The sequence below is a fragment of the Kitasatospora brasiliensis genome (assembly GCF_032654805.1).
Lineage (GTDB): Bacteria > Actinomycetota > Actinomycetes > Streptomycetales > Streptomycetaceae > Kitasatospora > Kitasatospora brasiliensis.
Genome location: NZ_JAUOOW010000009.1, coordinates 297,235 through 322,440 on the forward strand (window position 1 = coordinate 297,235; position 25,206 = coordinate 322,440).

A 25,206-nucleotide genomic window follows, 5' to 3' on the forward strand; every position below is an offset into this window, starting at 1 on the left:
GGCTCTCCGGGGCGCCCTGGCTGCTGATTGAGATGTGCGCGCTGTGTGCGGTCGCTGTTTACGGAGACGACGGCGGGGTGTTCCTCGGGCCAACGTGATGCCGGTGGGAGCGAGGAGGGGCGAGTGAGTGAGCGAAGTGCCTGTGTCTGGGCGGGTGTTGACGCCGGGAAGGGCCATCACTGGGCGGCCGTGGTCGACGAGGGTGGCGCCACGCTGTGGTCGAAGAAGGTCGACAACGACGAGACCGCGATCCTGACCGCGCTCGGCGAGATCCTCGCTCTGGCCGACCGGGTCCACTGGGCGGTGGACATCTCCGGGACGTCCTCCGCCCTGCTGCTCGCGTTGCTCGCCGCGCACGGTCAGCAGGCTGTCTACGTGCCCGGCAGGACCGTCAACCGCATGGCCGGCGCCTACCGGGGCGAGGCGAAGACCGACGCCCGTGACGCCTACGTCATCGCCGAGACCGCCCGCCACCGCCGGGACTTCACCACGATCGAGGTACCCGCCCAGCTCGCGGCCGACCTCGCCCTGCTGACCGCCCACCGCTCGGACCTGGTCGCCGACCGGGTACGGATGATCAACCGGCTCCGCGACGTGCTGACCGGTATCTTCCCGGCCCTGGAGCGGGCCTTCGACTACTCCGCGCACAAGGGCGCCCTGGTCCTGCTCACCGGCTACCAGACTCCCGCCGCGATCCGTCGCCGCGGCCGGGCCCGGCTGACGGCCTGGCTGGCCAACCGGGGTGTCCGCGGCGCCGATGCCGTTGCGGCTACCGCGCTGGAGGCCGCCGAGGCCCAGCGCACCGTGCTGCCCGGTGAGGACGTCGCCGCCGCCATCGTCGCGGACCTGGCCGCGCAGATCCTGGCCCTGGACGACCGGTTGAAGCGGGTCGACAAGCAGATCCGCGACACCTTCCACGCCCACCCGCAGGCCGAGGTCATCGAGTCCTTGCCCGGCATCGGCCCGATACTCGGCGCGGAACTCGTCGTCGCGGCCGGCGATCTGACGGCCTACGCGGACGCCGGGCACCTCGCCTCGGCGGCCGGGCTCGTGCCCGTCCCCCGCGACTGCGGACGCCGCACCGGCAACCTGCGCCGGCCCAAACGCTACAGCCGCCGCCTGCGCAGGGTGTTCTACCTGTCCGCGCAGACCAGCATCATCAAGGACGGCCCCAACCGGGACTTCTACCTCAAGAAGCGCGCCGAGGGCTGCAAACACGTCCAGGCCGTCATCGCGCTGGCCCGCCGACGGGTCAGCGTCCTGTGGGCCCTCCTGCGCGACAACCGGGTCTTCACCCCCGATCCCGTCGCGCAGACGGCTTGACTCAATCATTGAGACTCCTCCGGTTCGAAAGTGTGCTCGCCCCCCAGTCTGCGTCACCCGGGCGGTCGATCGGTCATGACAACCGATCCGGGCCCCGGCGGGATTCCCTCCGACGCCACCCGCCGGGGTGCCGGGCCGGTTCGAGACGGTTCTCCTACGATCGGCCCGACAGCGCCCCAGCCCCCAGCCCCCGGATTGGTTCCCATGACCGATCACAGCGCCCGGATCGACCCGACGAAGCCGAGCATCGCCCGCGTCTACGACTACCTGCTCGGCGGCACCGACAACTTCCCCGTGGACCGCGAGGTCGGCGACTTCTTCCTCCGGGAGCTGCCCGGTTCGGTGGCCATCGCGTTCGCCGCCCGTCGGGCACTGGTCCGCGCGGTGGGCGCCATGGCCGGCGACGGCATCCGCCAGTTCCTCGACCTGGGCAGCGGTCTGCCCACCGCCGAGAACGTGCACCAGGTCGCCCACCGGCACCGCGCCGACGCCCGGGTCGTCTACGTCGACAACGACCCGACCGTCCTCGCCCACGGCCGCGCGCTGCTGGCCGCCGACCCGCGCACCGCGCTGGTCGAGGCCGACCTGCTCGAACCCGAGCGCCTCCTCGACGACCCCGACGTGCGGCGGCTGATCGACTTCGGCCGGCCGGTGGGGCTCGTCCTCAGCGCCGTCCTGCACCACTTCGAGGACTCCGAGCGGCCCGCCGGCCTGGTGCGCTGGTGGGCGGAGCGGCTGCCTCCGGGCAGCCTGGTCTACATCTCCCACTTCCGCTCCGGCGGGAACGAGGAGACCGGGCTGCTGGAACGGAAGCTCCAGGAGAGCTTCGGCCGCGGCCGCTGGCGCACCGACGAGGAGATCCTCGGGCTGTTCGGCGACCTCGAACTGCTCGAACCGGGGCTGGTTCCCTGCCCGTTGTGGCGCCCTGAGCCGGCCGCGGGCGAGGGCGACCTGTCCGTGTGGGAGCGGCTGATCTCCTGCGCGCTGGCCCGCAAGCGCTGACCTGCAGCGGCCCTGGCCCGGGTCGGCCGGTCGGTCGGTCGGTCGGTCGGTGGTGAGCACCTGGTCGCCGGGGGCTCCCGGCGGCCTCGGTCATTGAACACAATGTCGAACAACCGAGGGCCGCCGGGTGGTTCAGCTGCCGTCGGCCCGGACGGCGTACACGTAGCGGCTGCCGGCGTACTCGCTGAGGTTCCAGATCACCGACTCGGCGTACTTCCAGCCGGTCGTCGCCGAGCTGTGGAAGCTCAGGTCCTCGCAGCCCTTCGCGAGGCGCAGCACGGCGGTGGGCTTGTCGGCGCCGGAGGTGACGGCGTGCAGGGTGCCGTTGCTGTTCTCGCCGTTGCTGGTCGACAGGTAGTGCTTCGACTCCTGGGCGACGGTGCCCTGGATCTTGCCCTGGTTGACGGTGATCGCCTCCCGGGCGGTGGTGTTGCCGAGCTTGCGGTTGGTGTAGTCGAGGTCCCAGCGGACGATCTTCGGCGTGGTGATCTTCGTGCCGTTACCGTTCCAGCCGCCCCCGGTGTAGTCCACGACCGGGGTGGTGGGGTCGACGGCGTACTCGCTGACGGTCAGGCTGTCCGGCGTACTCGCGCGGTCCAGGCCGATGCAGGAGAAGCGCAGCAGCGTCCCGGTGTTGTCGTACGCGCCGCTCTGCGGCAGCACGTACCGGTAGTCGTACGCGTAGTAGTGGCCGTCGGAGGCGTCCAGGCCACAGACGTCGGGCTTGCCGGTCGCCACCTCCAGGAGGTTGTCCAGATCGAAGACCCGCAGGCCCTTGGTGGTGTCGACCATGTAGAGCAGGTTGCCGTACCAGAGGATCCCGCCGGCGTGGCGCTGCACCGGGGCGTAGGAGTACGCGCCGGCGGCCGTCTTCACCGGCTCCACCAGCAGCACGTGGCGGTACTTGGGCGCGGTGCGGTCGGTGTAGTCGACGAAGGAGACCCGTACGCCCTTGTTCACCGGGAAGTCGGGGACGCCGTCGCCGTTCGGGTCGGTGTCGAAGTACCAGGAGACCAGGACGACCCGCTTGCCGCTCCACACCCCCGAACCGAGCGCGTCCGCGCTGGTGGTGACGCCCTGGGGCATCCACTCGGCGACGCCCTGGTCCCCGGCGTTCCAGCCGAAGCCGTCCTCGAACGCCCCGACGCCGCTCGGCGCGCCGGTCAGGTGGACGGCGTCCCGGTTGGCGTTGGCCAGGACGTCCGCCACCGTCACCTTGGGCAGCGCGGCCGCCAGGCCCGCCGTCTGGGCGGCGTACGTGCCGGAGCCGTTGCCCAGCCGCTCCGCCAGGGTGAACTGGCCGGCCGTCAGCGTGGCCGCCTGGGCCGCCGCGGGGGCCAGGAGGCCGCCGCCCGCCGCTACGAACGGGGTGGCGGCGATGCCCTTGATGATCGTCCTGCGTGAGATCGTCATGGGGTCAGCATGCAGGAGACCCACCTGCCCCCGGAACCCCCGGAAGACCCTGTGCCCCGGTCCTCGGACCGGGGCGCAGGGCTCAGTGACAGGTCGGGCGTCAACGCCCCTGGAGGCGCTTGACGTTGTCGCCGAAGGTCCAGCCCTTCGAGCCGTCCCAGTTGATCGACCAGGTCATCAGGCCCTTCAGCGAGCCGCTGAAGGCGCTCCACGACTGGCCGACCGGGCCCGGGTCCATGTAGCCGCCGCCCGCGCCGGGCTGGGCCGGCAGGCCGGGCACCTGCTTGTCGTAGGGGACCTTGATCGTGGTGCCCTGGATGTTCAGGCCGTTGTTCAGGCAGGTGGTCTGCGCGGTGAAGCCCTGGACGGTGCCGGCCTGGTAGGAGTCACCGGAGCAGCCGTACATGCTGCCGTTGTAGTACTGCATGTTCAGCCACCACAGCTGCCCGTTGTCCGCGTACTTCTTGACGATCGGCAGGTAGGCGCCCCAGATCGACCCGTAGTTGACGCTGCCGCCGGTGACGTACGCGGTCTCGGGGGCCATCGTCAGGCCGAAGCCGGCGGGCATCTGGGCCAGCACGCCGTCGATGATGCGGATCAGGTTGGCCTGCGAGGCGGACAGGGTGTTGATGTTGCCGCTGCCGGACAGGCCGGTCTCGATGTCGATGTCGATCCCGTCGAAGTTGTACTTCTTGAGGATCGGGACGACGGTCGCGACGAACTTGTCGGCGACGGTGCTGGAGCTGAGGTCGATGCCCGCGGCGGCGCCGCCAATCGACATCAGGATGGTCGCCCCGGCCGCCTTGGCCTGGCACATCTCGGCGGGGGTGGAGACCTTGACGTTGGTGTCCATGCCGTCCTGCCACAGCACGGTGCCGTCCGAGAGGATCACCGGGAAGGCGGCGTTGATGACGTTGTAGCCGTGCGCGGCCATCCGGCTGTCCGTGATGGGCACCCAGCCCATGCCCGGGTGGACGCCGTTGGAGGCGCCGTCCCAGTTCTCCCAGTAGCCCTGGAGGACCTTGCCGGACGGCTTGGGCTTCGTCGGGCAGGTGTCACCCGGCGCCGGGGTGGTCGGCGGCGGGGTGGTGGGCGGCGGGGTGGTGGGCGGCGGCGTCGTGGGCGGCGGGGTGGTCGGCGGCGGGGTGGTGGGCGGCGGCGTCGTGGGCGGCGGCGTCGTCGGCGGGGGCGTGGTCGGCGGCGGGGTGGTCCCCGTGGGGCTGGGGCTGCTGCCGCCGGGGCCGGTGAGCGACACGTCGTCCGCGTAGAACGCGGGCTGCCCGTACCAGCCGTGCAGGTAGACGGTCACCGAGGTGGTGTTCGCCCCGGTGGTGAAGCCGACGCTGAGCTGGCCGTACGAGGCGTTGCTCGCCGTCCAGGTGGACGGGTCGCTGCCGGCGCCGGTGCCGGTGGCGCCCAGGTAGACGTAGCTGCCCTGGACGTAAGCGCTCAGCGTGTACTGCGAGTTGGGCTGCACGCTGATGGTCTGGCCGCACTGGGCGGTGTCCTGGCCGGTCGGCGTGGCCTGGAGCGCGGAGCTGCCGGAGTGGACCGGGCTGGTGACCACCGCGCCGGTGCCGCCGGTGCAGGTCCAGCCTGAGAGCCCGTTCTCGAACCCGGGGTTGGCCACCAGGTTCGGGGTGGCGGCCCCGGCCGTGACGGTACCGGCCACGGCGAGGCCGGCCCCGATGACGGCGGCGGCGCTCACCCCGGCGAGGGAGCGCTTCAGGACGCTGGGCCCGGACCCGCCCTGGCCGGTCCTGGGGGTCTGCGCTGCGCGCTCGACGACCGCCCGCTGCGGACCGGGGCGGGCCTGGCCCGGCGGGCGTGGAGTGCGCGACCTACGACGGAACATGCTGTGCTCTCTTCCCGCCGAGCGCCATGGGACATGACCGACGCGTGGGGGCGCGACGCCCGGCTCTGGGTGAGGTGGGGACATGTGGGGCTGTGCCGGTCCGGATCGTAGGAGCGACGGCAGGGCCCGTCAATAGGTCTGGACCAATTGAGGTCTGGACCAATCGCGCGGAGCAGGGAAACGCACCGGCGGCCGGTGCTCCGGATCACCGACCCGGAGCACCGGCCGCCCGCCGCCGACCGAGGTCGGCGAGGGGGCGTCAGACCGCGGGCCCCGCGGTCATCAGCGCCGTGATCTCCTGGGCGAGCTCGGGGCCGAGCTCGCCCCAGCCTTCCTTGTAGCCGTACACGCCGGCCAGGGTACGGGCCTCGTAGTCGCCGTTCATGATCTCGATGTCATCGGCGGTGATGAGCGACGGGTGGGCCACGCCGACGGCCGAGGAGACCTTCAGCAGCTCCTTGCGCAGGGTGCGCAGGTAGACGGCGGCCCGGGTGGACTTCGAGGCCGGGTCGACGCCGCGGGCCAGCCACGGGTTCTGGGTGGCGATGCCGGTGGGGCACTTGTCGGTGTGGCACTTCTGCGCCTGGATGCAGCCGATCGACAGCATCGCCTCGCGGGCCACGTTGATCATGTCCGCCCCCAGGGCGAAGGCGACCGCGGCGTTCTCCGGCAGGCCGAGCTTCCCGGAGCCGATGAAGGTCAGGTCGTCGGTCAGCCCCAGCTCCGCGAAGGTACCGTAGACCCGGGAGAAGCCCATCCGGAACGGCAGCGACACCGAGTCCGCGAACATCCGCGGCGCCGCGCCGGTGCCGCCCTCGCCGCCGTCGACGGTCACGAAGTCGACCCCGCGGTCGCCGCGCGCCATCAGGGTTGCCAGCTCCTGCCAGAAGCCCATCTCGCCCACCGCGCTCTTGACCCCGACCGGCAGGCCGGTCTCGGTGGCGAGCAGCTCGACGAAGTCGAGCATCGAGTCGACGTCGCCGAACGCGGTGTGCCGCGACGGGGAGGCGCAGTCCTGGCCGACCGGGATGCCGCGGATCTCGGCGATCTCCGGAGTCACCTTGGCGCCCGGCAGCATGCCGCCCAGTCCGGGCTTGGCGCCCTGGGAGAGCTTGATCTCTATCGCCTTGACCGGGGCGCCGGCGACCACCTCCTTCAGCTTCTCCAGGTTGAAGCTGCCGTCCTCGTTGCGGCAGCCGAAGTAGGCCGTGCCGAGCTGGAGGACGAGGTCGCCGCCGCCGCGGTGGTGCGGGGAGAGGCCGCCCTCGCCCGTGTTGTGCATCGCGCCGGCCTGCGCCGCCCCCTGGTTGAGCGCGGTGATGGCCGCGCCGGAGAGCGAGCCGAAGCTCATCGCCGAGATGTTCACCACGCTCGCCGGGCGGAACGCCTTGGCGCGCCCGCGCGGCCCGCCCAGCACCTTGGCCGAGGGCAGCGGCGCCTGCGGGTCGTGGAGGTCGGGCAGCGCGCCGGCGAAGGTGCGCTGCTTCAGGTAGGCGTGCCCCTGGACGTGCTCGACGTCGACCTCGGTGCCGAAGCCGAAGTAGTTGTTCTCCTCCTTCGCCGAGGCGTAGATCCAGGTGCGCTGGTCACGGCTGAACGGACGCTCCTCCTCGTTGGAGGTCACGATGTACTGCCGCAGCTCCGGGCCGATCCGCTCCAGCAGGTACCGGGCGTGGCCCACCACCGGGAAGTTCCGGAGCAGGGCGTGCCGCTTCTGGACGAGGTCGCGAGCAGCCAGAACCGCCACCGCTGTCGCGGCGGCCGCACCAATCCTCTTGGCGTTCATGGACGTTCCTCCTTGCGGCGCGACCCCGCGGCCATCCGGTGGAGTCGCGCTGCCATGTCGGGTGTCGGACGGCGGGCGCACCGCGGAGCGGGCGTCAGCGTCCGCTGAAGAATGCGAAATGATGGTAAAAGGCCCATCAGACAGGCTTGCGCCCAGGGTCGGACCCGGGCTTCGCATCCCAGTCGCACCCGCCGTCCGTCAGGCCCGGACGGCCACCGCCCCGAGGCAGGACGCCTCGATGTCGCTGATCGGTTCCGCGCCCGGCTCGGGGCGCCAGCGCGGGGTGGAGGTGACACCGGGGTCCAGGAGCTCCCAGCCGGCGAAGAACCCGCCGAACTCCTCGCGGGTACGGGCCCGGACCGGGTTGCCGTTGTCCCGGTAGGCCTTCTCGATGCCGGCCGTGTCCTGGGGGGCGAACTCGGGGGTGAGGTGGCTGATCACCAGGGCGGAGCCCCGGGCCGTCAGCGCGCTCTTGAGGGTCTCGGCGATCTCGTGGGCGCCCTCCGGCACGAAGTGGAGCAGCGCGACGAGGCTCAGGGCGATCGGCCGGGTGAAGTCGAGCACGCCCGTGGCGCGGACCGCGTCCAGCAGGGCCTCGGGGTCGCGGACGTCGGCCTGCACGTAGGTGGTGCGCCCCTGGGGGCTGCTGTGCAGGAGGGCTTGGGCGTGGGTGAGGACGATGGGGTCGTTGTCGGCGTAGACGATCCTGGCCCGCGGTTCGATGCCCTGGGCGATCTCGTGGAGGTTGGGCGAGGTCGGGATGCCGGTGCCGATGTCCAGGAACTGGGTGACGCCGCTCTGGGCGAGGGCCCGGGTGGCGCGGTGCATGAACGCCCGGTTGGCCCGGGCCGCGGCCGGCGCCTGCGGGAAGACGGCGAGGGCGTGCGCGGCGGCCTCCCGGTCGGCCGGGAAGTTGGTCGCCCCGTCGAGGAAGTAGTCGTAGATCCGTGCCGTGTGCGGGCGGTGGATGGCGAGGTCGACCTCGGCGCCGGGCGGTGTCACGGTGTCGTCCTGCTGCTCTGCTCCCATGGGGTCCCCCTACGGCTCGACGCGTTACGGCAGACCTGGAGCTTAGCCGGAAAGTTTCCCGATCGAACATGACTATTCATTACCTGATTCATTGTCATATGCCAGGTCATACAAGCATTTTTGCGAATGCGACTTCACGCCAAGCGGTACGGGACGATTTGATGTCCGGGTGGAGAAGAGCGGTTCTTCACCTGACGAGGAGGATTCTTGACCAGCGACGACGAGTGGGCGGCGGTTCGGCCGACTCACCGCCTGTCCTACCGACCGTTCTGCGAGGGCCACGAGGCGCTCTGGCGCGGAGTGGCCCGGGCGCGGCTGCACGACGAGGAGCTCGTCGACCGGGCGCTCCACGGCATCCGCCGGGAACTGCGGCAGAACTGGGGCCTCGTCCTGAGCCAACCCGACGTCGCCGCCCACGCCTGGATGATCGCCAAGAGGTGCATCACCGACCGGGAACTGGGCACCGGCCAGACCCCGCCCAGGGCGGTCGTCCGTGGCTGGAACACCGCCCTCCGACACGCCCGGGTCGGCATCGACCCGCGGAACCTCGACAACTACGAGCTGCTCTACTCCGCGATCCTGCGGCTGACCGAGCGCCAGCACGACATGCTTGTCCTGCACCTCGTGCTGGAGATCGACCACCTGGCGATCGCCACCCACCTCGGCACCACCGAGACCGACGTCCGCTCCACCATCCGCCAGGGCCTGGCCAAGCTCCGCCGGCTCATCGGCGCCGACACCACCACGGAGGACATGCAGTGACACGGGGACACGACCGCCGGACAGCCGCTCCGTGGAACTGGCACTACGGGTGCGACGACGAACCCGACCAGCCGATCCCGCTGCCCGCCGGCGTGGCCGCCCCCGACCTGCGCCGCCTCGTGCGCGCCCGCTCCCCCCTGGGCCCCGAACACCTCCAGGCCCGCCACGAACTCGACCTCGCCGCGACCCTGATCATCGCCCAGCCCGAGGCCGCCGACTCCCTGAGAGCCCTCACCGACAACCGGCAGCGCATCCACCCCGGCGGCGCGCTCGTCCTGGCCGCGCTGCTCCACCTGACCGGGCACGACGACGGCTGCCAGTTCTGGCTCCAGTTCGCCGCCGGCGGCGGCAACACGACCGCCGCCAGCTGTCTGTCCTTCCTCCACGCCAGCCGCGGCGAGTTCCGCGACTCCGACTACTGGCGCAACCAGGCCGACCGGCTCGCCGCCGAACCCCGCAACCCGGCGGCGTCGACCGCGCCCTGGCCGGGCCGCTCGCTCCCGCCCGAGGTGTGGGCCGAGACCCTCGCCGCCTGCCACGAGGGCCTGGCCCTGCGCCTGCCGACCCGGGTGGCCGCCGTCGTCCACCAGCTGCCCGTCGACTCCGACGACGAGGACCACGGCGAGATCCCCCAGCCCTCCCCCACCCTGGTGGACGACCTCTCGCACGCATCCGGCCACGCCCGGTACCTCTGAGCCTCCTCCGGGCCGGCGCGGCACCGCGCCGGCCGTCCACCCGGGCGGCCGCCGCCTCAGCTGCGCCCGGCGCGGCGGATGACGAGCATGTCCTGGGTGTGACCGATCGCGTAGCCGCCGGCGGGGAGCTCGAAGTGCTCCCGGACGTAGTCGGTCAGGGCGGCGCGGGAGGGGCGGTGGTCGAGGGCGGCCGGCTCGGCGACGTTGACCATGAACTCGGCGACGTCCACGGCTTCGGCCAGGTCGGGCGTGCGGTAGTGGAGTTCGAGGGTCTCCAGGGCGTAGTCGTGCTCCGACTGCCGGGCGCGCAGCCGGTCGACGAGCGGACCGAGGTCGTAGCGGACACCGGTGAAGTGCGCGGCCATCCGCATGCAGGGGCTCTCCGGGTTCTGGAGCACGACCAGGAGGGTGCCACCGGGGGCCGTCCACTCCAGGGCGCGGCCGACGGTGCCGATCCAGTCCGGTACGGGCACGTAGTAGAGCACATGGGAGAGGTGGACGAGGTCGGCCGGTTCGGGCGGGCAGGCCCGGTCGAGCGGTTCCGGGAGGACCAGGGCGTCGGGACAGGCCGTGACGAGCTTCTCGCGCATCGCCGCGCTGGGTTCCACCGCGATCGTGCGGTCGAAGGAGCGGCCCAGGTAGGCGGTGGTGCGGCCGTCGCCCGCGCCGAGGTCCAGCAGGACCCGGCGGTGCGGCAGGGCGGCCACGATCTCGCCGAGCCGGGCGTGGGTGATCGGCTTCTCGTCCGTCCCGGCCAGGAACAGTTCGAACGCCCGGCGGTACTCGGCGCTCGACACGTCCAGCACCCGGATCGGATCGCCGTTCTTCGTCCTGGTCTCCACCGGCTTGCCTCCTCGTTGACGACGCGTCAGATCGCGCCATTGCACCCCGGGGTCACGGCGCGGGAGTGCAGGGACGTTCCTGCCCGCGCGTCGCCCGACGGCCGGAGGCGGATCTTCTGGACAACCACCCCAAAAATTTGCCACGGTGAGGAGCAGCGGCCCAGCCAACGATCCTGCGGCCGAAGCCTCATGGGAGTTCCCCCGTGCCTTCCGCTGACTTCCCCGCCTTCTATCTGGGACAGAGCGCCTTCTCCGACCCCGGCGCCCACCTTCCCCGGTATGCCGCCCTCCCCGCCGATCCGCGCCGACTCGCCAGGATCGCGCGGAATGTGGTCATCCATCGCCTGGAGGGCCCCCTGTTCCACCACCACATCCCGACGGACCGCCTCCACCACGACGCCGAGACACGCTACCTCGACGACATCCTGCGCCTGATCACCGAGCGCGATCCCGCCCCGCTCACCCACCCCCGCGCCCCGGCCGACCGCTTCGTCGGCGTCTGCCGCGACCTGGCGCTGCTGCACTGCTCCTTCCTGCGCCACGTCGGCGTCCCGGCCCGACTGCGCTGCGGCTTCGCCGACTACCTCGGCCCGGACGGCTTCCACGCCGACCACGTGGCCACCGAGTACTGGGACGAGCGGCGCGGCTGGCTGCTCGCCGATCCGCAGCTGGCCGACCCGAGGGTGGCCGACGCCTGCCGGGTGGACTTCGACCCGATGGACGTCCCGCGCGACCGCTTCCTGGTGGCCGGCCGGGCCTGGCGCACGATCCGCGCCGACCGGGCCGCCGCCGACTCCTTCGGCGTCCATCCGCCGGACCAGGGCCCACTCAACGGCGAGTGGTTCGTCGCCCACTCCACCCGGCTCGACCTCGCCGCCCTGAACAAGGTCGAGACCCTGCTCTGGGACACCTGGGGCTCCGACTCCACCAACACTCCCCACGCCCCGTACGACGAGGTCGCCCATCTGACCGTCGGTCCGGTCGACCTCCCCGCCGCCCGCCGCCTCTTCGCCGAGCACGACGCCCTGCGCACCCCGAAGACCGTTCTGTCCCTGGCCCCCTTCAACGGCCCCCGCGAAGTCACCCTGCGCTGACGGCGGTTCGGCCTCTCGACGCCGAGTCAGAAGATACGAAATTCTTATTGCGCAATTTTCCTTTCGGATCTATCGTCGACGCATGCCCAAGGAGCCCCAGCCCGACCGGATCACCGACCTGTCCCGCCTCAAGGCGTTCACCAACCCGCTGCGCGTGCAGCTCTACCGCCTCCTTTACGTCGCCGGCAGCGCGACCGCCTCACAGCTCGCCGAGCAGGTCGACCAGGCTCCGTCCCTGGTCAGCTACCACCTGCGCAAGCTCGCCGAGCAGGGCTTCGTGACCGAGGCGAGCGGCCGGAGCAGCGACGGCCGGGAGCGGTGGTGGCAGGTCGCCTCCGAGGAGGGCTGGGGCTTCCGCGAGTCCGACCTCTCCGGCACGCCCGAGGGTGCGGCCACCGTCAACGCGGTGACCAAGGGCCTGGTCGACTCCCGCGCCGCCCAGTACCGCGCCTACCTCGACCAGAGCGCCGCCTGGGGCGGGGAGTGGACCGACGCGGCCTTCAGCTCCGAGTGGATGCTCGACCTCACCGCGGCCGAACTCGCCGAACTGGAAGATGAGTTGCAGGCCGTATCACGGCGCTGGCGGGAGCGCGGCAAGGCCGCCAGGGCGGCCGGCGACACCAGCGGCCGCGAGCACGTCTCGGTCCACCTGTACGGGTTCCCCTTCCGCCCCTGACCTCCCGCGGCGCCGGCACCGCCCGCGTCCCCGACCGTCGGAGCTCCTCATGGTCCTCGCGGAAGCGCCCCTGCCCACGCGACCGATGAAACCCGCCCACCGCGACGGCAACGTCCTGCGCTGGCTCATCGCCCACACCGCCTCGCTGATCGGCGACAGCGTCTACTTCGCCGCCCTCGCCTGGTCCGCCCAGCGGTCCGCCGGCCCCACCGAGGTCGGCCTGGTGATGGCCGCCGGCGCCGCCCCGCGCGCCCTGCTGATGCTCGGCGGCGGCGTCCTCGCCGACCGGCTCGACCCCCGCCGACTGCTCCTCGGCAGCGACACCGTGCGCTGCCTGCTCATCCTGGCCGTGGCCGGCGCCGTCGCCCTGACCACGCCCGCGCTCTGGCTCCTGGTCGCGGTGGCGCTGGTCTTCGGCGCCGTGGACGCCCTGTTCGTCCCCGCCGTGGGCGCCCTGCCACCCCGGATCACCACCCCCGACCAGCTGGCCCGGATCACCGGCCTGCGCTCGCTGTCGATGCGCCTCGGCCAGATCGCCGGCCCGCCCCTCGGCGGCCTCGCCATGGGCCTGGGCGGCCCGGCCGCCGCCTTCACCGCGGCCGGCCTGCTCTTCGCGCTCTCCCTGCCGCTGCTGCTCTCGCTGCGGATCAGCCCGCTGCCGACGCCCTCGGGCGAGGCACCGGCGCCGACGGCCGCGCCCCGGCCGGGCAGGGCCCGCGCCGAACTCGTCGACGGGCTGCGCTACATCCGCCGCCACCCGCTGATCGGCCCGCTGGTCGCAGCCGGGGCCGTCTGCGAACTCGGGCTCACCGGCACCCTCAACGTCGGCATGGTCCTGCTCAACGCCGAACGCGGCTGGGGTCCGTCCGGCTACGGCCTGATCATCAGCTGCTTCGGCGGCGGGGCCGCGGCGAGCGCCGTGCTGCTCGCCGTCGCCGGCCGGCTGCCCCGGGCCGGTCTGACCATGGCCGGCACCCTGCTGGCGGGCAGCGTCGGCGCTGCGGCCATGGGGCTGGTCCCGCACCTGGGCACCGCCGCCGCCGTCGCCGCCCTGGTCGGCCTGGCCGCGGGCGTCTTCGGCAGCCTGGACGCCACGCTCATCCAGACCACCGCCGACCCCGCCTACCTGGGCCGGGTCACCTCCGTCATGATGCTCACCATGGTCGGCCTCGCCCCGCTCGGCTATCCGCTGGTCGGCGCCGCCATCGGCCTCTGGGGCGCCGGCCCGGTCTTCCTCGGCTGCGGCGCCCTCTCCTGCCTCGGCGCCGTCCTCGCCCTGGCCTCCCCGGCCGTCCGCAGCGCCGAACTCCCCCGCTGAAGGGCCGCGCCGGACGCGCCCGCGGGGCGTGAGGGCGGCGGCGGCCCGGCCGGTCACCAGGTGACCGGGAGCGCCTCGGCCCCGGAGACCGTCGAGCCCTCACGAAAGCGCAGGGCGGTGTCGGGGACGGCCACGGCCGTGCGCAATTCCCCCACCCGCCCGCGCGTTCCAGGTCATGAACCGGAACGCCGTCCGCTCCGGCCGACGGCCCCGGGCGCGCGGTCGGCCGGGGGAATGAACACCGTGAACCGCGAACTCGCCTTCGATGTCGACCAGTTGTCCATATCCCGGAGGGCGGCGGCCAGTGGGGGCGCGGGCGCCGCCCGGACCGTCGACTTCCGGACGGCCCTGGCGGCGCGGGCCGGTCAGCTCTGGTCGTGGGCCCCGGTGCCGCCGTCGATCAGCTCCCGCAGGATGTCCATGTGCCCGGCGTGCCGCGCCGTCTCCGCGATCATGCGGATCAGCACCCAGCGCAGCGAGACGGTGTCGCCCGACCAGGAGGTGCCGACGTCGTCCAGCGCCACCTCCCGGATCGTCTCGTTCGCGGCGGCCCGGGCGCGCGCGTAGAACGCCAGGATGTCCGCCGTCGACTCGTGCGGCTCGACCCGCATGTCGGACTCCGCGTCCGCGTCGATGTCGAACGGCAGCGGCCCGCTCTCCCGGCCGAACGTCGTCCGTAACCAGCCGAGTTCGGCGCCGCCGAGGTGCTTGACCAGCCCCAGCAGATTCGTCCCCGACGGCGTCATCGGCCGCCGCAGCTGCTCGTCGTCCAGGCCTTCCACCTTCCACAGCACCGCGTCGCGATGCAGCTCCAGCGCCGCGTGAAGGCTTTCCTTCTCCTCACCCCTGTGGGGCACCGTTCTGCTCATGCGCGGACCGTACCAGGGCCCACCGACAATCCCGCCGGTCAGTCGGCCCCCGACCGCCGCGCCTTGACCTTCACACCGGTGAGAAGCCCGATGATGCCCTCATGACCGCCACACCTTACGACCCGTACGCGCTGCTCGCGCAGAGCCGCCTCGGCGTCCTCGCCACCATCAAGGCGGACGGCCGGCCGCAGCTCTCCCCCGTCCTGCCGTTCTACGACCGGGAGGCGAACGCCATCCTGATCTCCACCCGGGACGGGCTGGCCAAGACCGCCAACCTGCGCCGGGACCCTCGGGTCAGCCTGGAGGTGACCGGGCCGGACGGCCGCTCCTGGGCGACCGCCGAAGGCGTGGCCTCGCTCACCGGTCCGGGCACCGACCCCGACGGGCCGGAGGTCCAGGCGCTGGTGGACTACTACCGCCGCGCCGCCGGGGAGCACCCGAACTGGGCGGAGTACCGCGAGGCGATGGTCGCCGACCGCCGGGTGCTGCTCACCATCCCGGTCGACCACGTGTACGGCACCTCGCTCTGAGCCTCCCGGGCCCGGCCACCGTCACGAGAAAACGGTGGCCGAGCCCATCGCGTCAGCAACTCACCTTCGGTGCAGGAGAGTTCAGCGCAGCGCCGCCGTGACCACGGTGGCGTCCAGGTCCTCCTCCCAGCTCTCCGCCGCCGTCAGCCCGGCCGCCCTGGTCACCGCGAGGGCCGTCGGCGCCTGCCGCTCGCTGGTCTCGAACAGCAGCGACCCGCCCGGCGCCAACCACCCCGGCGCCTCGGCCATCACCCGACGCAGCACGTCCAGTCCGTCCGCCCCGCCGTCCAGCGCCGGCCGGGCCTCGTGCAGCCGCGCCTCGGGCGGCAGCAGGCCGAGATCACCGGTCGGGACGTACGGGACGTTGGCGATCAGCACGTCCACCCGGCCGCGCAGCTCCGTGGGCACGGCCGCGAACAGGTCGCCCTCGAAGACCCGCGCCCCGACGCCGGCCAGGTTGCGGCGGGCGCAGCGGACCGCGCCCGGGTCGATGTCCGCCGCGTACAGCTCGACCGGGTGCGCCGCCGCGGCCGCCACCGCGGCGCCCAGCGCGCCACTGCCGCAGCACAGGTCGAGCACCACCGCGCCGGGGGTGGTCAGCGCGGCGGCGGTGGCGGCCAGGAACTCGCTGCGGCGACGCGGGACGAAGACGCCCGGGTCGACGGCGATCCGCAGACCGGCGAACTCGGCCCAGCCGACGACGTGTTCGAGCGGTCGCCCGTCGGCGCGGGATCGGACCATGACGGCCAGGTCGGCGGGCGAGGCCGCGGCGGAGAGCAGGATCCGCGCCTCGTCCTCGGCGAACACACAGCCGGCGGCGCGCAGTCGGGAGACCACCGAGGAACGGAGGGAGGCGGAAGAGAAGACCGACAAGAGAACCCCTTGGGGTAGGGAAAGACAGGAGGAGGACGAACCACTCCGCCAGGGCTCCCTTGAGGGCCGGCACCGCGTCGGCGCGCCGTCCGCGCTACGCGCAGGGGCAGGCGCCCGCTCGGCCGCGCTCCGGGAGCACCCGCTCGGACAGTCCGGTAATGGGTCTCACCTCCCTGAGTCGCAGTCATACTCGGCAGCGGCCACCCTACCGCACTGCCGAGCGGGGGTGGTTGGAATGATTCCTTCGGCCCCTCCGCCGGTCCCACGACGACCGCCGTGACGACCGCCATGACAGGCCGTGGGACGACCCGCGAGCGCCCCGCATCCCACGCTCGCTCATCCGAGCTATTCCATAGCTCCACTGACAGTACATAGCGATAACCGACTGTAGCGGCCGCACATATTAACTGACATGACGAGACACTCTCGCGGACCGTCACGGCTTCGATCCCGTGCGGCCCGCTTCATCAGCGCTGCGGCCACCTTGGGCCTGCTCAGCGCCGGCCTCACCTCCACGCTGGCCCAGGCCGTCGCTCCGCCCACCCAACACACCGCCAAGGCGCTGCCGGAGCGTGTCCGGGCGACCGGCACTCCGCTGCTCACGGAAACCTTCACCGGTGCGACCGCCGACGACCGGTTCATCGCCGTCGGCGCCGCATGCCTCATCGGCGCGCCCATCTCATCGCTCGGGCCGGACGGCCGCCCGCTCGGCGGCTGCCCCGTTCCCGAGATCGGCCCGGTGCCCCCGCTGGACAGCGCGCCACACGGCTATCTGCGGCTCACCGACTCCGACAACGACCAGAGCGGCGCGGTCCTCTTCGAACAGGCGCTCCCGGCCAGCGCCGGTCTGGACGTGAGCTTCGACCAGTGGCAGTACGGCAGCACCACGCCCGCCACCCCGGCCGACGGGATCTCCTTCTTCCTCGTCAACGGTGATGTCTCCCTCACCCACCCGGGCGCCTACGGCGGCAGTCTCGGCTACGCCCAGAAGCTGCCCGGCAACGACCCGCAGCTCGGCTTCCTGCCCGGCGTCGACCGCGGCTACCTGGGCGTCGGGCTCGACGTCCTCGGCAACTACTTCGGCGACTGGGAGCAGCGCGGAAACGGTTGCCCCGTGCGCTCCCCCGCCGGCACCGGCTTCCACATCCCCGCGCCCGGGGCCAACATGGTCACCCTCCGTGGCCCGGGTAACGGCCTTGAGGGCTACTGCTTCCTGACCGCGACGACCAACAACTTCACCACCAGCGGCCCCTGGACCTCCACCCTCCCGGGGACCCTCCAGGGCCCGCTCACCTACATGCCGCCCACCGCGACGCCGACCGAGGCCGAGGCCCTGCTGGAGCCCTCCCGCCGCCGGGTGAACGTGCACCTGACGTCCGGGGCCTCCCCGGTCCTGACCGTCTCCGTCGACTTCAACGACGGCACCGGCTCACACCAGGTGCTCCAGACGCCCGCGCCGCAGCCGGTGCCCTCGACCTACAAGTTCGGCTTCGCCGGGTCCACCGGCTCGTTCACCGACGTGCACCTGATCCGCAACGTGGTGATCGGCACCGACGTGCCGCTGCCCGAGCTGAACCTGGTCAAGCAGGTGCACCAGCCGCTGCCCGGCGTGATCACGGTGGGCACCCCGATCCCGTACGACTTCGTCGTCACCAACTCCGGGAACGTGCCGATCACCAACCTGGCCGTCAACGACCCCAAGGTCGGCCCGGTCAGCTGCCCGGTGAGCACCCTGGCCCCCGGTGAGACGGTGACGTGCACGGCGACGTATCTGGTCACCGCCGCGGACGCGGCGGCGGGCGCGATCGACAACACCGCCGTGGCCACCGGGACCACCGACTCGGGGCCGGTCACCTCGCCACCGTCCTCGGAGCACGTACCGGTGATTTCGCCGCCGGGCCTCCAGGTGGTCAAGGAGGTCGGCGCGGCCGAGCCGTTCCACGTCGGCGACACCGTCCCGTACACCTACGTGGTCTCCAACACCGGTGGCACCGAGATCACCAACCTCGCGCTGACGGACGACCACGTCACCGGCATCACCTGCGACACCACGACCCTCTCCCCACGCGGCAGTCCCGGTGACACGACGAAGTGCCACGGCACCTATGTGATCACGGCGGCCGACGCCGACGCCGGGCAGGTGACCAACCACGTGGTCGCCACCGGCACGTCTGACGGTTCGACGGTCACCTCGCCGGAGGCGGAGGCCACGGTCACCGTGGTCGGCCCGTCGTCCATCGCCCTGACCAAGACGGCGAGCACCCCCGGCCCGGTCCACGTCGGGGACACCATCACCTACACCTACACCGTCACCAACACCGGATCGACGGTGCTCACCAACGTCGGCGTCACCGACGACCACGTCACTCCGGTGAACTGCCCGACGGCCACTCTCAACCCGGGTGAGAGCACCACCTGCACCTCCACGTACGTGGTGACCAACGCGGACCTGGCGCTCGGCCACATCACCAACACGGCCGAGGCGTTCGGCACCAACCCGGAGGCCGAGCAGGTCGTCAGCCCGCCCGCGGAGGTGACGGTGCCCGTGATCGGCGTGGCCCAGCTGAGCCTCTCGAAGGCGGCGGACAGCGCGGGTCCGTTCCACCTGGGCGACACCGTCAGCTACACCTACACGGTGACCAACACCGGCACCGCCGCGGTGCACAGCCTGACCGTGTCCGATGACCATGTCTCCTCGGTGACCTGTGGCACGACCACCCTCAACCCGGGTGAGAGCACCACCTGCCACGGCAGCTACGTCGTCACGGCGGCCGACGTCTCCGCCGGCCACGTGACCAACACGGCCCACGCCACCGGCACCGACCCGGAGGGCGTGCAGGTCCAGAGCCCGCCGGCCGAGGCGACGGTCCCCGTCATCGGCGTCGCGGAGCTGAGCCTGATCAAGACGGCCGACAGCGCCGGACCGTTCCACCTCGGTGAGACCATCAGCTACACCTACAACGTCACCAACACCGGTACGGCCACGGTGCACAGCATCAACATCACCGACGACCACGTCACCACGATCACCTGTGACACCACCACCCTCGACCCCGGTCAGACCGCGACCTGCCACGGCACCTACGTGGTCACCGCCGCCGACATCACCGCCGGCCACGTGACCAACACGGCCCACGCCACCGGCACCGACCCCGAGGGTCAGCCGGTGCAGAGCCCGGACGTCGAGGCCACCGTTCCCACCGTGGGCGAGCCCCGGCTGAGCCTGACCAAGACGGCCGACAGCCCCGGCCCGTACCACCTGGGCGACACCGTCAACTACACCTACACCGTCACCAACACCGGCACCGCGGTCGTGAACAACGTGTCCGTGAGTGACGACCACGTCTCCCCGGTGACCTGCGCCGCGAACACGCTCAACCCCGGCCAGAGCACCACCTGCCACGGCAGCTACGTCATCACGGCGGCCGACGTCTCCGCCGGCCACGTGACGAACACCGCGCACGCCCACGGCAACGGCGGCCCCGAGGGCGAGCCGGTCCAGAGCCCGCCGGCCGAGGAGACCGTCACCGTCATCGGCGAGCCCGCGCTGAGCGTGACCAAGACGGCCGACAGCACCGGCCCGTTCCACCTCGGTGAGACCGTCAGCTACACCTACACGGTCACCAACACCGGCACCGCCACCGTCACCAACCTGACCGTCACCGACGACCACGTCACCCCGGTGACCTGCGACACCACCACCCTCGCCCCCAACCAGACCACCACCTGCCACGGCACGTACGTCATCACCGCCGCCGACGTCGACGCCGGCCACGTGACCAACACCGCGCACGCCACCGGCACCGGCCCCGGGGGCGAGCCGATCGACAGCCCGCCGACCGAGGAGACCGTCCCGGTCGCGGGTGTCGTCCAGCTGAGCCTGGAGAAGACGGCGAACAGCGCCGGCCCGTTCCACCTCGGTGAGACCGTCACCTACACCTACACGGTCACCAACACCGGCACGGCCACCGTCACCAACCTGACCGTCACCGACGACCACGTCACCCCGGTGACCTGCGACACCACCACCCTCGCCCCCAACCAGACCACCACCTGTCACGGCACGTACGTCATCACGGCGGCCGACGTGGCGGCCGGTCACGTGACCAACACCGCCGTCGCCTCCGGCACCACCCCCGAAGGAGGGACCGAGCAGAGCCCGCCGGCCGAGGAGACCGTCACCACTGCGGGCGAGGGCCAGCTGACCCTGACCAAGACGGCGGACAGCGCCGGCCCGTTCCACCTCGGTGAGACCGTCACCTACACCTACACGGTGACCAACACCGGCACGGCCGCGGTGCACAACCTCAACATCATCGACGACCACGTGCCGTCCGTGACGTGTGCCACGACCACCCTCAACCCGGGCCAGAGCACCACCTGCCACGGCAGCTACGTCATCACCGCCGCCGACGTCACCGCCGGCCACGTGACCAACGTCGCCCACGCCAACGGCACCGACCCCGAGGGCCGTCCGGTGCAGAGCCCGGAGGGCTCGGCCAGCGTCCCCGTCGTGGGCGAGGCTCAGCTGAGACTGACCAAGACAGCCGACAGCGCCGGCCCCTTCCACCTGGGCGACACCGTCACCTACACCTACACCGTCACCAACACCGGGACGGGTGAGGTCACCAACCTGGCCATCACGGACGACCACGTCTCCTCGGTGACCTGCGCCGCGACCACCCTGGCTCCGGGCGCGAGCACCACCTGCCACGGCAGCTACGTCATCACCGCCGCCGACGTCCAGGCCGGCCAGGTGACCAACACCGCCCACGCCACGGGCACCGGCCCCGAGGGCCAGCCCGTGCAGAGCCCGCCGTCCGACGAGACCGTCCCCGTCGCCGGCGTCGTCCAGCTGAGCCTGGCCAAGCGGGCCGACAGCGCCGGACCGTTCCACCTCGGTGACACCGTCAACTACACCTACACGGTGACCAACATCGGCACGGCCACGGTGACCAACCTGACCGTCACGGACGACCGCATCAGCCCGATCACCTGCGACACCACCACCCTCGCCCCCGGGGCGAGCACCACCTGCCACGGCAGCTACGTGATCACGGCCGCCGACGTCACCGTCGGCCACGTGACCAACAGCGCCATCGCCTCTGGCACCAACCCGGAAGGAGTGACCGAGCAGAGCCCGCCGGCCGAGGAGACCGTCCCCGTCGCGGGAGTCGCCCAGCTGAGCATCGTCAAGACCGCCGACAGCGCCGGCCCGTTCCACCTGGGCGACACTGTCAGCTACACCTACACCGTCACCAACACGGGTACGGCCGCGGTGCACAACCTCACCGTGAGTGACGACCATGTGTCCTCGGTGACCTGTGCCGTGACCACGCTCAACCCGGGCGAGAGCACGACCTGCCACGGCACGTACGTGATCACGGCCGCCGACGTCGCCACCGGCCACGTGACCAACACCGCGCACGCCAACGGCACCGACCCCGAGGGTCAGCCCGTGCAGAGCCCGCCCGGCGAAGCCACCGTCCCCACCGTGGGCGAGGCCCAGCTGAGCATTGACAAGCGGTCGGACGGCACCGGGCCGTTCCACCTCGGTGACACCGTCACCTACACCTACACCGTCACCAACACCGGCACGGCCCCGGTCACCAACCTGGTCGTCACCGACAACCGCGTCCCCTCGATCACCTGCGCCGCGACCACCCTGGCTCCGGGCGCGAGCACGACCTGCCACGGCAGCTACGTCATCACCGCCGCCGACGTCACGGCCGGCCAGGTGACCAACACCGCCCACGCCACCGGCACCGGCCCCGACGGCGAGCCGATCGACAGCCCGCCGGCCGAGGAGACCGTCCCCGTCGCCGGCGTCGTCCAGCTGAGCCTGGCCAAGCGGGCCGACAGCGCCGGACCGTTCCACCTCGGCGACACCGTCACCTACACCTACACCGTCACCAACACCGGCACCGCGCCCGTCACCAACCTGGTCGTCACCGACGACCACGTCACCACGGTGACCTGCGACACCACCACCCTCAACCCCGGCCAGACCGCTACCTGCCACGGCAGCTACGTCATCACCGCCGCCGACGTCACCGCCGGCCACGTGACCAACACCGCCCACGCCACCGGCACCAACCCGGAAGGAGTCACCGAGCAAAGCCCGCCCGCCGAGGAAACCGTCCCGGTCTCGGGAGTCGCTCAGCTGAGCATTGACAAGCGGTCGGACGGCACCGGGCCGTTCCACCTCGGTGACACCGTCACCTACACCTACACCGTCACCAACACCGGCACCGCGCCCGTCACCAACCTGACCGTCACCGACAACCGCGTCCCCTCGATCACCTGCGACACCACCACCCTCAATCCCGGCCAGACCGCTACCTGCCACGGCAGCTACGTGATCACCGCCGCCGACGTCACGGCCGGCCAGGTGACCAACACCGCCCACGCCACCGGCACCGGCCCCGACGGCGAGCCCGTCGACAGCCCCCCGGCCGAGGAGACCGTCCCCGTCGCCGGCGTCGTCCAGCTGAGCCTGGCCAAGCGGGCCGACAGCGCCGGACCGTTCCACCTGGGCGACACCGTCACCTACACCTACACCGTCACCAACACCGGCACCGCGCCCGTCACCAACCTGACCGTCACCGACGACCACGTCACCACGGTGACCTGCGACACCACCACCCTCGCCCCCGGGGCGAGCACCACCTGCCACGGCAGCTACGTCATCACCGCCGCCGACGTCACCGCCGGCCACGTGACCAACACCGCCATCGCCACCGGCACCAACCCGGAAGGAGTCACCGAGCAAAGCCCGCCCGCCGAGGAAACCGTCCCCGTCGCCGGAGTCGCTCAGCTGAGCATCGTCAAGAAGGCGGACAGCGCCGGCCCGTTCAATGTCGGTGACACCGTCAGCTACACGTACACCGTCACCAACACCGGCACCGCGCCGATCACCAACATCACCATCACGGACAACCGGGTCGCCTCGGTGACCTGTGACGCGACCACCCTCAACCCGGGCCAGAGCACCACCTGCCACGGCACCTACACGGTGACCGAGGCGGACGCCCAGGCCGGACACGTCACCAACACCGCGCACGCCACCGGCACCGGCCCCGACGGCGAGCCCGTCGACAGCCCCCCGGCCGAGGAGACCGTCGACGTCGTCCCCCCGACGTCCTCGCTGAGCATCACCAAGCGCGCCGACATCACCGAGAACGCGCGCCCCGGCGACACCATCACCTACACCTACACCGTCACCAACACCGGTTCGACGGTCATCAACAACATCACCGTCACCGACGACCACGTCACCTCGGTCACCTGTGACGCGACCAGCCTCAACCCCGGCCAGAGCACCACCTGCCACGGCACCTACACCGTGACCGAGGCGGACGCCCAGGCCGGACACGTCACCAACACCGCCCGTGCCAACGGCACCGACCCCGAGGGCCGGCCGGTCGAGAGCCCGCCCGTCGAGCTCTGCATCACCGTCGTCCCCAGCGCCTCCTCGTTGACCATCACCAAGCAGGCCGACATCACCGAGAACGCGCACCCCGGCGACACCATCACCTACACCTACACCGTCACCAACACCGGCTCCACCACGGTGACGGAGCTGACCGTCAACGACGACCGCGTCCAGCAGGTGACCTGCGACGTGACCACCCTCGACCCCGGGCAGAGCACCACCTGCCACGGGACCTACACCGTGACCGAGGAGGACGCGAAGGCCGGACACGTCACCAACACCGCCACGGCCTCTGCCCGTGACCCGCAGGGTCAGCTGGTGCAGAGCCCGCCGGTCGAGCTCTGCGTCACCGTCGAGGCCTGCCCGCCGAAGGACGGCTGGCGCGGCGGCGGCGGCAAGGGCTGCCCCAGCCACTCGGGTCACCCCGGTCAGCACCCGGTTCCGCCGCAGGGCGGAGGCTCGGGCAAGCTGCCTGAGGCCGGCTCGACGGCCCTGGCCGCCGGCCTCGCCGGAGGCGGACTGATGACCGTCGGCGGACTGCTGCTCTACCGGGCCAAGCGCCGCGCGGCGGATGACCGCTCCATGGCGTAACGCCTGAGATCCCACCGTCCCCGGACGGTCGGACCGCCCCCGGCGCCTTCGGGTACCGGGGGCGGTCCGCTGTCCGGAGGTTCCGGGAAACAGGACATGCGGTTTGTCAGCATAAAACCGACCAAAATGTTTGTTTTTGATGGAGCATCATCGCCTGGCATTTCACCCGTGGCACACCAAAGGCGGCGCCAGACCCTCATGGCCCCGTCGCCGCCGATTCACCCGTTCGGCTGATGTCGTCCGGATTCCCGTGATCCGCAGGGTTGGTGAACCATCGTCAGCCGACGCCGGCGACCACCTTCGCCCCGGTGTGCGCCGCACGGGCCGCCGCGGCCTCCGCGGCCACCTGGGCGCCACGGTCCGGCCCCATCCGAAGCGAGGCGAGCACGCCGGGCACCGCGATGCTGGGCATCAGGTACTGGTACAGCCCGGACACCCGCTGTTCCAGGTCCGACCGGCCGGAGAGCTTCTGCGACTGGATCTGCGCCCCCGTCCACGCGGCGACCAGCAGCCACGCGACGTCCGCCGGCACGACGTGCGGGAGCAGCTCGCCGCGCTCGCCGGCCGCAACCAGCAGCGCCTCGAACCGGTTGATCCAGCCGGGGACGGCACCGCCGCCGAGATCGTCGAAGACGTCCTGCCCGAGCGAGAGCCGGGCGCCCGCGCTGAGCAGCGGGTCACGCGGCATCAGGTGCGCCACCACCATCCCGGTGTCCACGAACTCCTGGAGTTTGCAGGCGCGTTCGGGAACTCCGTCCTGGACGAACTGCTCGTCCACCACGCCCTGCGCCAGATCGCGCTTGGAGGCGAAATGGAAGTACACCGCACCGCGCGTCACCCCGGCCCGGGAGACCACCTCGCCGATGGTCGCGCCTTCGTACCCGAACTCGTCGAAGACCGAGGCCGCCGCCTCCAGGATCAGCCGACGTGTCCGGATCGCCCGTTCCTGCCGTACCACCGAAACCACCCCGCCGTGAGCTCCCGGAAAAACAAAACCAAACACCCCGTATCTTAGCTTCGCCTAACCTACGGCCGACAAGGCGATTCCGGCGGCCCCCTCAACCCGCCGTCCTCACCGGTTAGGTGACGATTCCACGCCCTGACGGCCAAGCG

At 71.7% G+C, this 25,206-nt stretch carries 17 protein-coding genes; 9 read left to right on the plus strand and 8 right to left on the minus strand.

What is annotated here, in order from left to right:
• Window positions 1-123: 123 nt before the first annotated feature.
• Together QWJ13_RS31395 and QWJ13_RS31400 are read left to right on the plus strand one after the other, a co-directional pair.
• Window positions 124-1,323, plus strand: coding sequence for an IS110 family RNA-guided transposase (locus QWJ13_RS31395; protein WP_316527751.1), 1,200 nt, complete (start codon window positions 124-126; stop codon window positions 1,321-1,323).
• 204 nt (window positions 1,324-1,527) lie between these two features.
• A complete protein-coding gene (locus QWJ13_RS31400; RefSeq protein WP_316528826.1) occupies window positions 1,528-2,325 on the plus strand; it encodes an SAM-dependent methyltransferase in 798 nt (265 codons plus the stop codon).
• A gap of 132 nt (window positions 2,326-2,457) precedes the next feature.
• Here the strand turns inward: QWJ13_RS31400 and QWJ13_RS31405 are convergent, their stop codons facing one another.
• From QWJ13_RS31405 to QWJ13_RS31420, 4 genes are all read right to left on the minus strand, one after another.
• The gene (locus QWJ13_RS31405; RefSeq protein WP_316528828.1) at window positions 2,458-3,738 is read right to left on the minus strand and encodes a hypothetical protein; all 1,281 of its coding nucleotides are present in this window, start codon (window positions 3,736-3,738) and stop codon (window positions 2,458-2,460) included.
• A 100-nt stretch (window positions 3,739-3,838) separates the two neighbouring features.
• Entirely contained in the window at window positions 3,839-5,593 is a 1,755-nt protein-coding gene (locus tag QWJ13_RS31410; RefSeq protein ID WP_316528830.1) for a carbohydrate binding domain-containing protein, read from the minus strand.
• A 259-nt stretch (window positions 5,594-5,852) separates the two neighbouring features.
• Window positions 5,853-7,379 carry an FMN-binding glutamate synthase family protein gene (locus tag QWJ13_RS31415; protein ID WP_316528832.1) on the minus strand — a complete coding sequence of 509 codons (1,527 nt, stop codon included), beginning with the start codon at window positions 7,377-7,379 and terminating at the stop codon, window positions 5,853-5,855.
• A 198-nt stretch (window positions 7,380-7,577) separates the two neighbouring features.
• On the minus strand, window positions 7,578-8,408 hold the full coding sequence (locus tag QWJ13_RS31420) for an SAM-dependent methyltransferase (RefSeq protein WP_316528833.1): 831 nt from the start codon (window positions 8,406-8,408) through the stop codon (window positions 7,578-7,580).
• 207 nt (window positions 8,409-8,615) lie between these two features.
• On the opposite strand from QWJ13_RS31420, the gene QWJ13_RS31425 reads away from it, so the two are divergent.
• Both QWJ13_RS31425 and QWJ13_RS31430 read left to right on the plus strand, forming a co-directional pair.
• Window positions 8,616-9,170, plus strand: a complete 555-nt coding sequence (locus tag QWJ13_RS31425; protein ID WP_316528834.1) for an RNA polymerase sigma factor — start codon at window positions 8,616-8,618, stop codon at window positions 9,168-9,170.
• The gene (locus QWJ13_RS31430; RefSeq protein ID WP_316528836.1) at window positions 9,167-9,865 is read left to right on the plus strand and encodes a hypothetical protein; all 699 of its coding nucleotides are present in this window, start codon (window positions 9,167-9,169) and stop codon (window positions 9,863-9,865) included. Before QWJ13_RS31425 ends, QWJ13_RS31430 begins: the two co-directional genes overlap by 4 nt.
• A 56-nt stretch (window positions 9,866-9,921) precedes the next feature.
• On the opposite strand, the gene QWJ13_RS31435 is transcribed toward QWJ13_RS31430, so the two are convergent.
• On the minus strand, window positions 9,922-10,707 hold the full coding sequence (locus tag QWJ13_RS31435; RefSeq protein WP_316528838.1) for a class I SAM-dependent methyltransferase: 786 nt from the start codon (window positions 10,705-10,707) through the stop codon (window positions 9,922-9,924).
• 203 nt (window positions 10,708-10,910) lie between these two features.
• On the opposite strand from QWJ13_RS31435, the gene QWJ13_RS31440 reads away from it, so the two are divergent.
• The 3 genes from QWJ13_RS31440 to QWJ13_RS31450 all read left to right on the plus strand — a co-directional run bounded on the left by QWJ13_RS31440 (window position 10,911) and on the right by QWJ13_RS31450 (window position 13,795).
• On the plus strand, window positions 10,911-11,801 hold the full coding sequence (locus QWJ13_RS31440) for a transglutaminase-like domain-containing protein (RefSeq protein WP_316528839.1): 891 nt from the start codon (window positions 10,911-10,913) through the stop codon (window positions 11,799-11,801).
• A gap of 82 nt (window positions 11,802-11,883) precedes the next feature.
• Window positions 11,884-12,477 carry a helix-turn-helix domain-containing protein gene (locus tag QWJ13_RS31445; RefSeq protein ID WP_316528842.1) on the plus strand — a complete coding sequence of 198 codons (594 nt, stop codon included), beginning with the start codon at window positions 11,884-11,886 and terminating at the stop codon, window positions 12,475-12,477.
• A 49-nt stretch (window positions 12,478-12,526) separates the two neighbouring features.
• On the plus strand, window positions 12,527-13,795 hold the full coding sequence (locus tag QWJ13_RS31450; protein ID WP_432277634.1) for an MFS transporter: 1,269 nt from the start codon (window positions 12,527-12,529) through the stop codon (window positions 13,793-13,795).
• 365 nt (window positions 13,796-14,160) lie between these two features.
• On the opposite strand, the gene QWJ13_RS31455 is transcribed toward QWJ13_RS31450, so the two are convergent.
• Window positions 14,161-14,664, minus strand: coding sequence for a DinB family protein (locus QWJ13_RS31455; RefSeq protein WP_316528844.1), 504 nt, complete (start codon window positions 14,662-14,664; stop codon window positions 14,161-14,163).
• A 101-nt stretch (window positions 14,665-14,765) separates the two neighbouring features.
• On the opposite strand from QWJ13_RS31455, the gene QWJ13_RS31460 reads away from it, so the two are divergent.
• On the plus strand, window positions 14,766-15,194 hold the full coding sequence (locus QWJ13_RS31460; RefSeq protein ID WP_316528846.1) for a PPOX class F420-dependent oxidoreductase: 429 nt from the start codon (window positions 14,766-14,768) through the stop codon (window positions 15,192-15,194).
• 81 nt (window positions 15,195-15,275) lie between these two features.
• Here QWJ13_RS31460 and QWJ13_RS31465 read toward each other — a convergent pair whose 3' ends face one another.
• Complete coding sequence (locus QWJ13_RS31465; protein WP_316528848.1) at window positions 15,276-16,067, minus strand: putative protein N(5)-glutamine methyltransferase; 792 nt, start codon at window positions 16,065-16,067, stop codon at window positions 15,276-15,278.
• A 412-nt stretch (window positions 16,068-16,479) separates the two neighbouring features.
• Between QWJ13_RS31465 and QWJ13_RS31470 the strand changes: the two genes are divergently transcribed.
• Window positions 16,480-24,093: a DUF7507 domain-containing protein gene (locus QWJ13_RS31470; protein ID WP_316528850.1), complete on the plus strand. Its 7,614-nt coding sequence runs from the start codon at window positions 16,480-16,482 to the stop codon at window positions 24,091-24,093.
• 277 nt (window positions 24,094-24,370) lie between these two features.
• Here the strand turns inward: QWJ13_RS31470 and QWJ13_RS31475 are convergent, their stop codons facing one another.
• A complete protein-coding gene (locus tag QWJ13_RS31475; protein ID WP_316528853.1) occupies window positions 24,371-25,051 on the minus strand; it encodes a ScbR family autoregulator-binding transcription factor in 681 nt (226 codons plus the stop codon).
• Window positions 25,052-25,206: the final 155 nt, after the last annotated feature.

Bases quoted from the DNA above. Each gene is read 5' to 3' on its own strand.
- QWJ13_RS31420 (WP_316528833.1), bottom strand. From the start codon at position 8,408: ATGGGAGCAGAGCAGCAGGACGACACCGTGACACCGCCCGGCGCCGAG.
- QWJ13_RS31455 (WP_316528844.1), bottom strand. From the start codon at position 14,664: ATGAGCAGAACGGTGCCCCACAGGGGTGAGGAGAAGGAAAGCCTTCAC.
- QWJ13_RS31415 (WP_316528832.1), bottom strand. From the start codon at position 7,379: ATGAACGCCAAGAGGATTGGTGCGGCCGCCGCGACAGCGGTGGCGGTT.
- QWJ13_RS31450 (WP_432277634.1), top strand. From the start codon at position 12,527: ATGGTCCTCGCGGAAGCGCCCCTGCCCACGCGACCGATGAAACCCGCC.
- QWJ13_RS31445 (WP_316528842.1), top strand. From the start codon at position 11,884: ATGCCCAAGGAGCCCCAGCCCGACCGGATCACCGACCTGTCCCGCCTC.
- QWJ13_RS31405 (WP_316528828.1), bottom strand. From the start codon at position 3,738: ATGACGATCTCACGCAGGACGATCATCAAGGGCATCGCCGCCACCCCG.
- QWJ13_RS31470 (WP_316528850.1), top strand. From the start codon at position 16,480: ATGACGAGACACTCTCGCGGACCGTCACGGCTTCGATCCCGTGCGGCC.
- QWJ13_RS31400 (WP_316528826.1), top strand. From the start codon at position 1,528: ATGACCGATCACAGCGCCCGGATCGACCCGACGAAGCCGAGCATCGCC.
- QWJ13_RS31410 (WP_316528830.1), bottom strand. From the start codon at position 5,593: ATGTTCCGTCGTAGGTCGCGCACTCCACGCCCGCCGGGCCAGGCCCGC.
- QWJ13_RS31460 (WP_316528846.1), top strand. From the start codon at position 14,766: ATGACCGCCACACCTTACGACCCGTACGCGCTGCTCGCGCAGAGCCGC.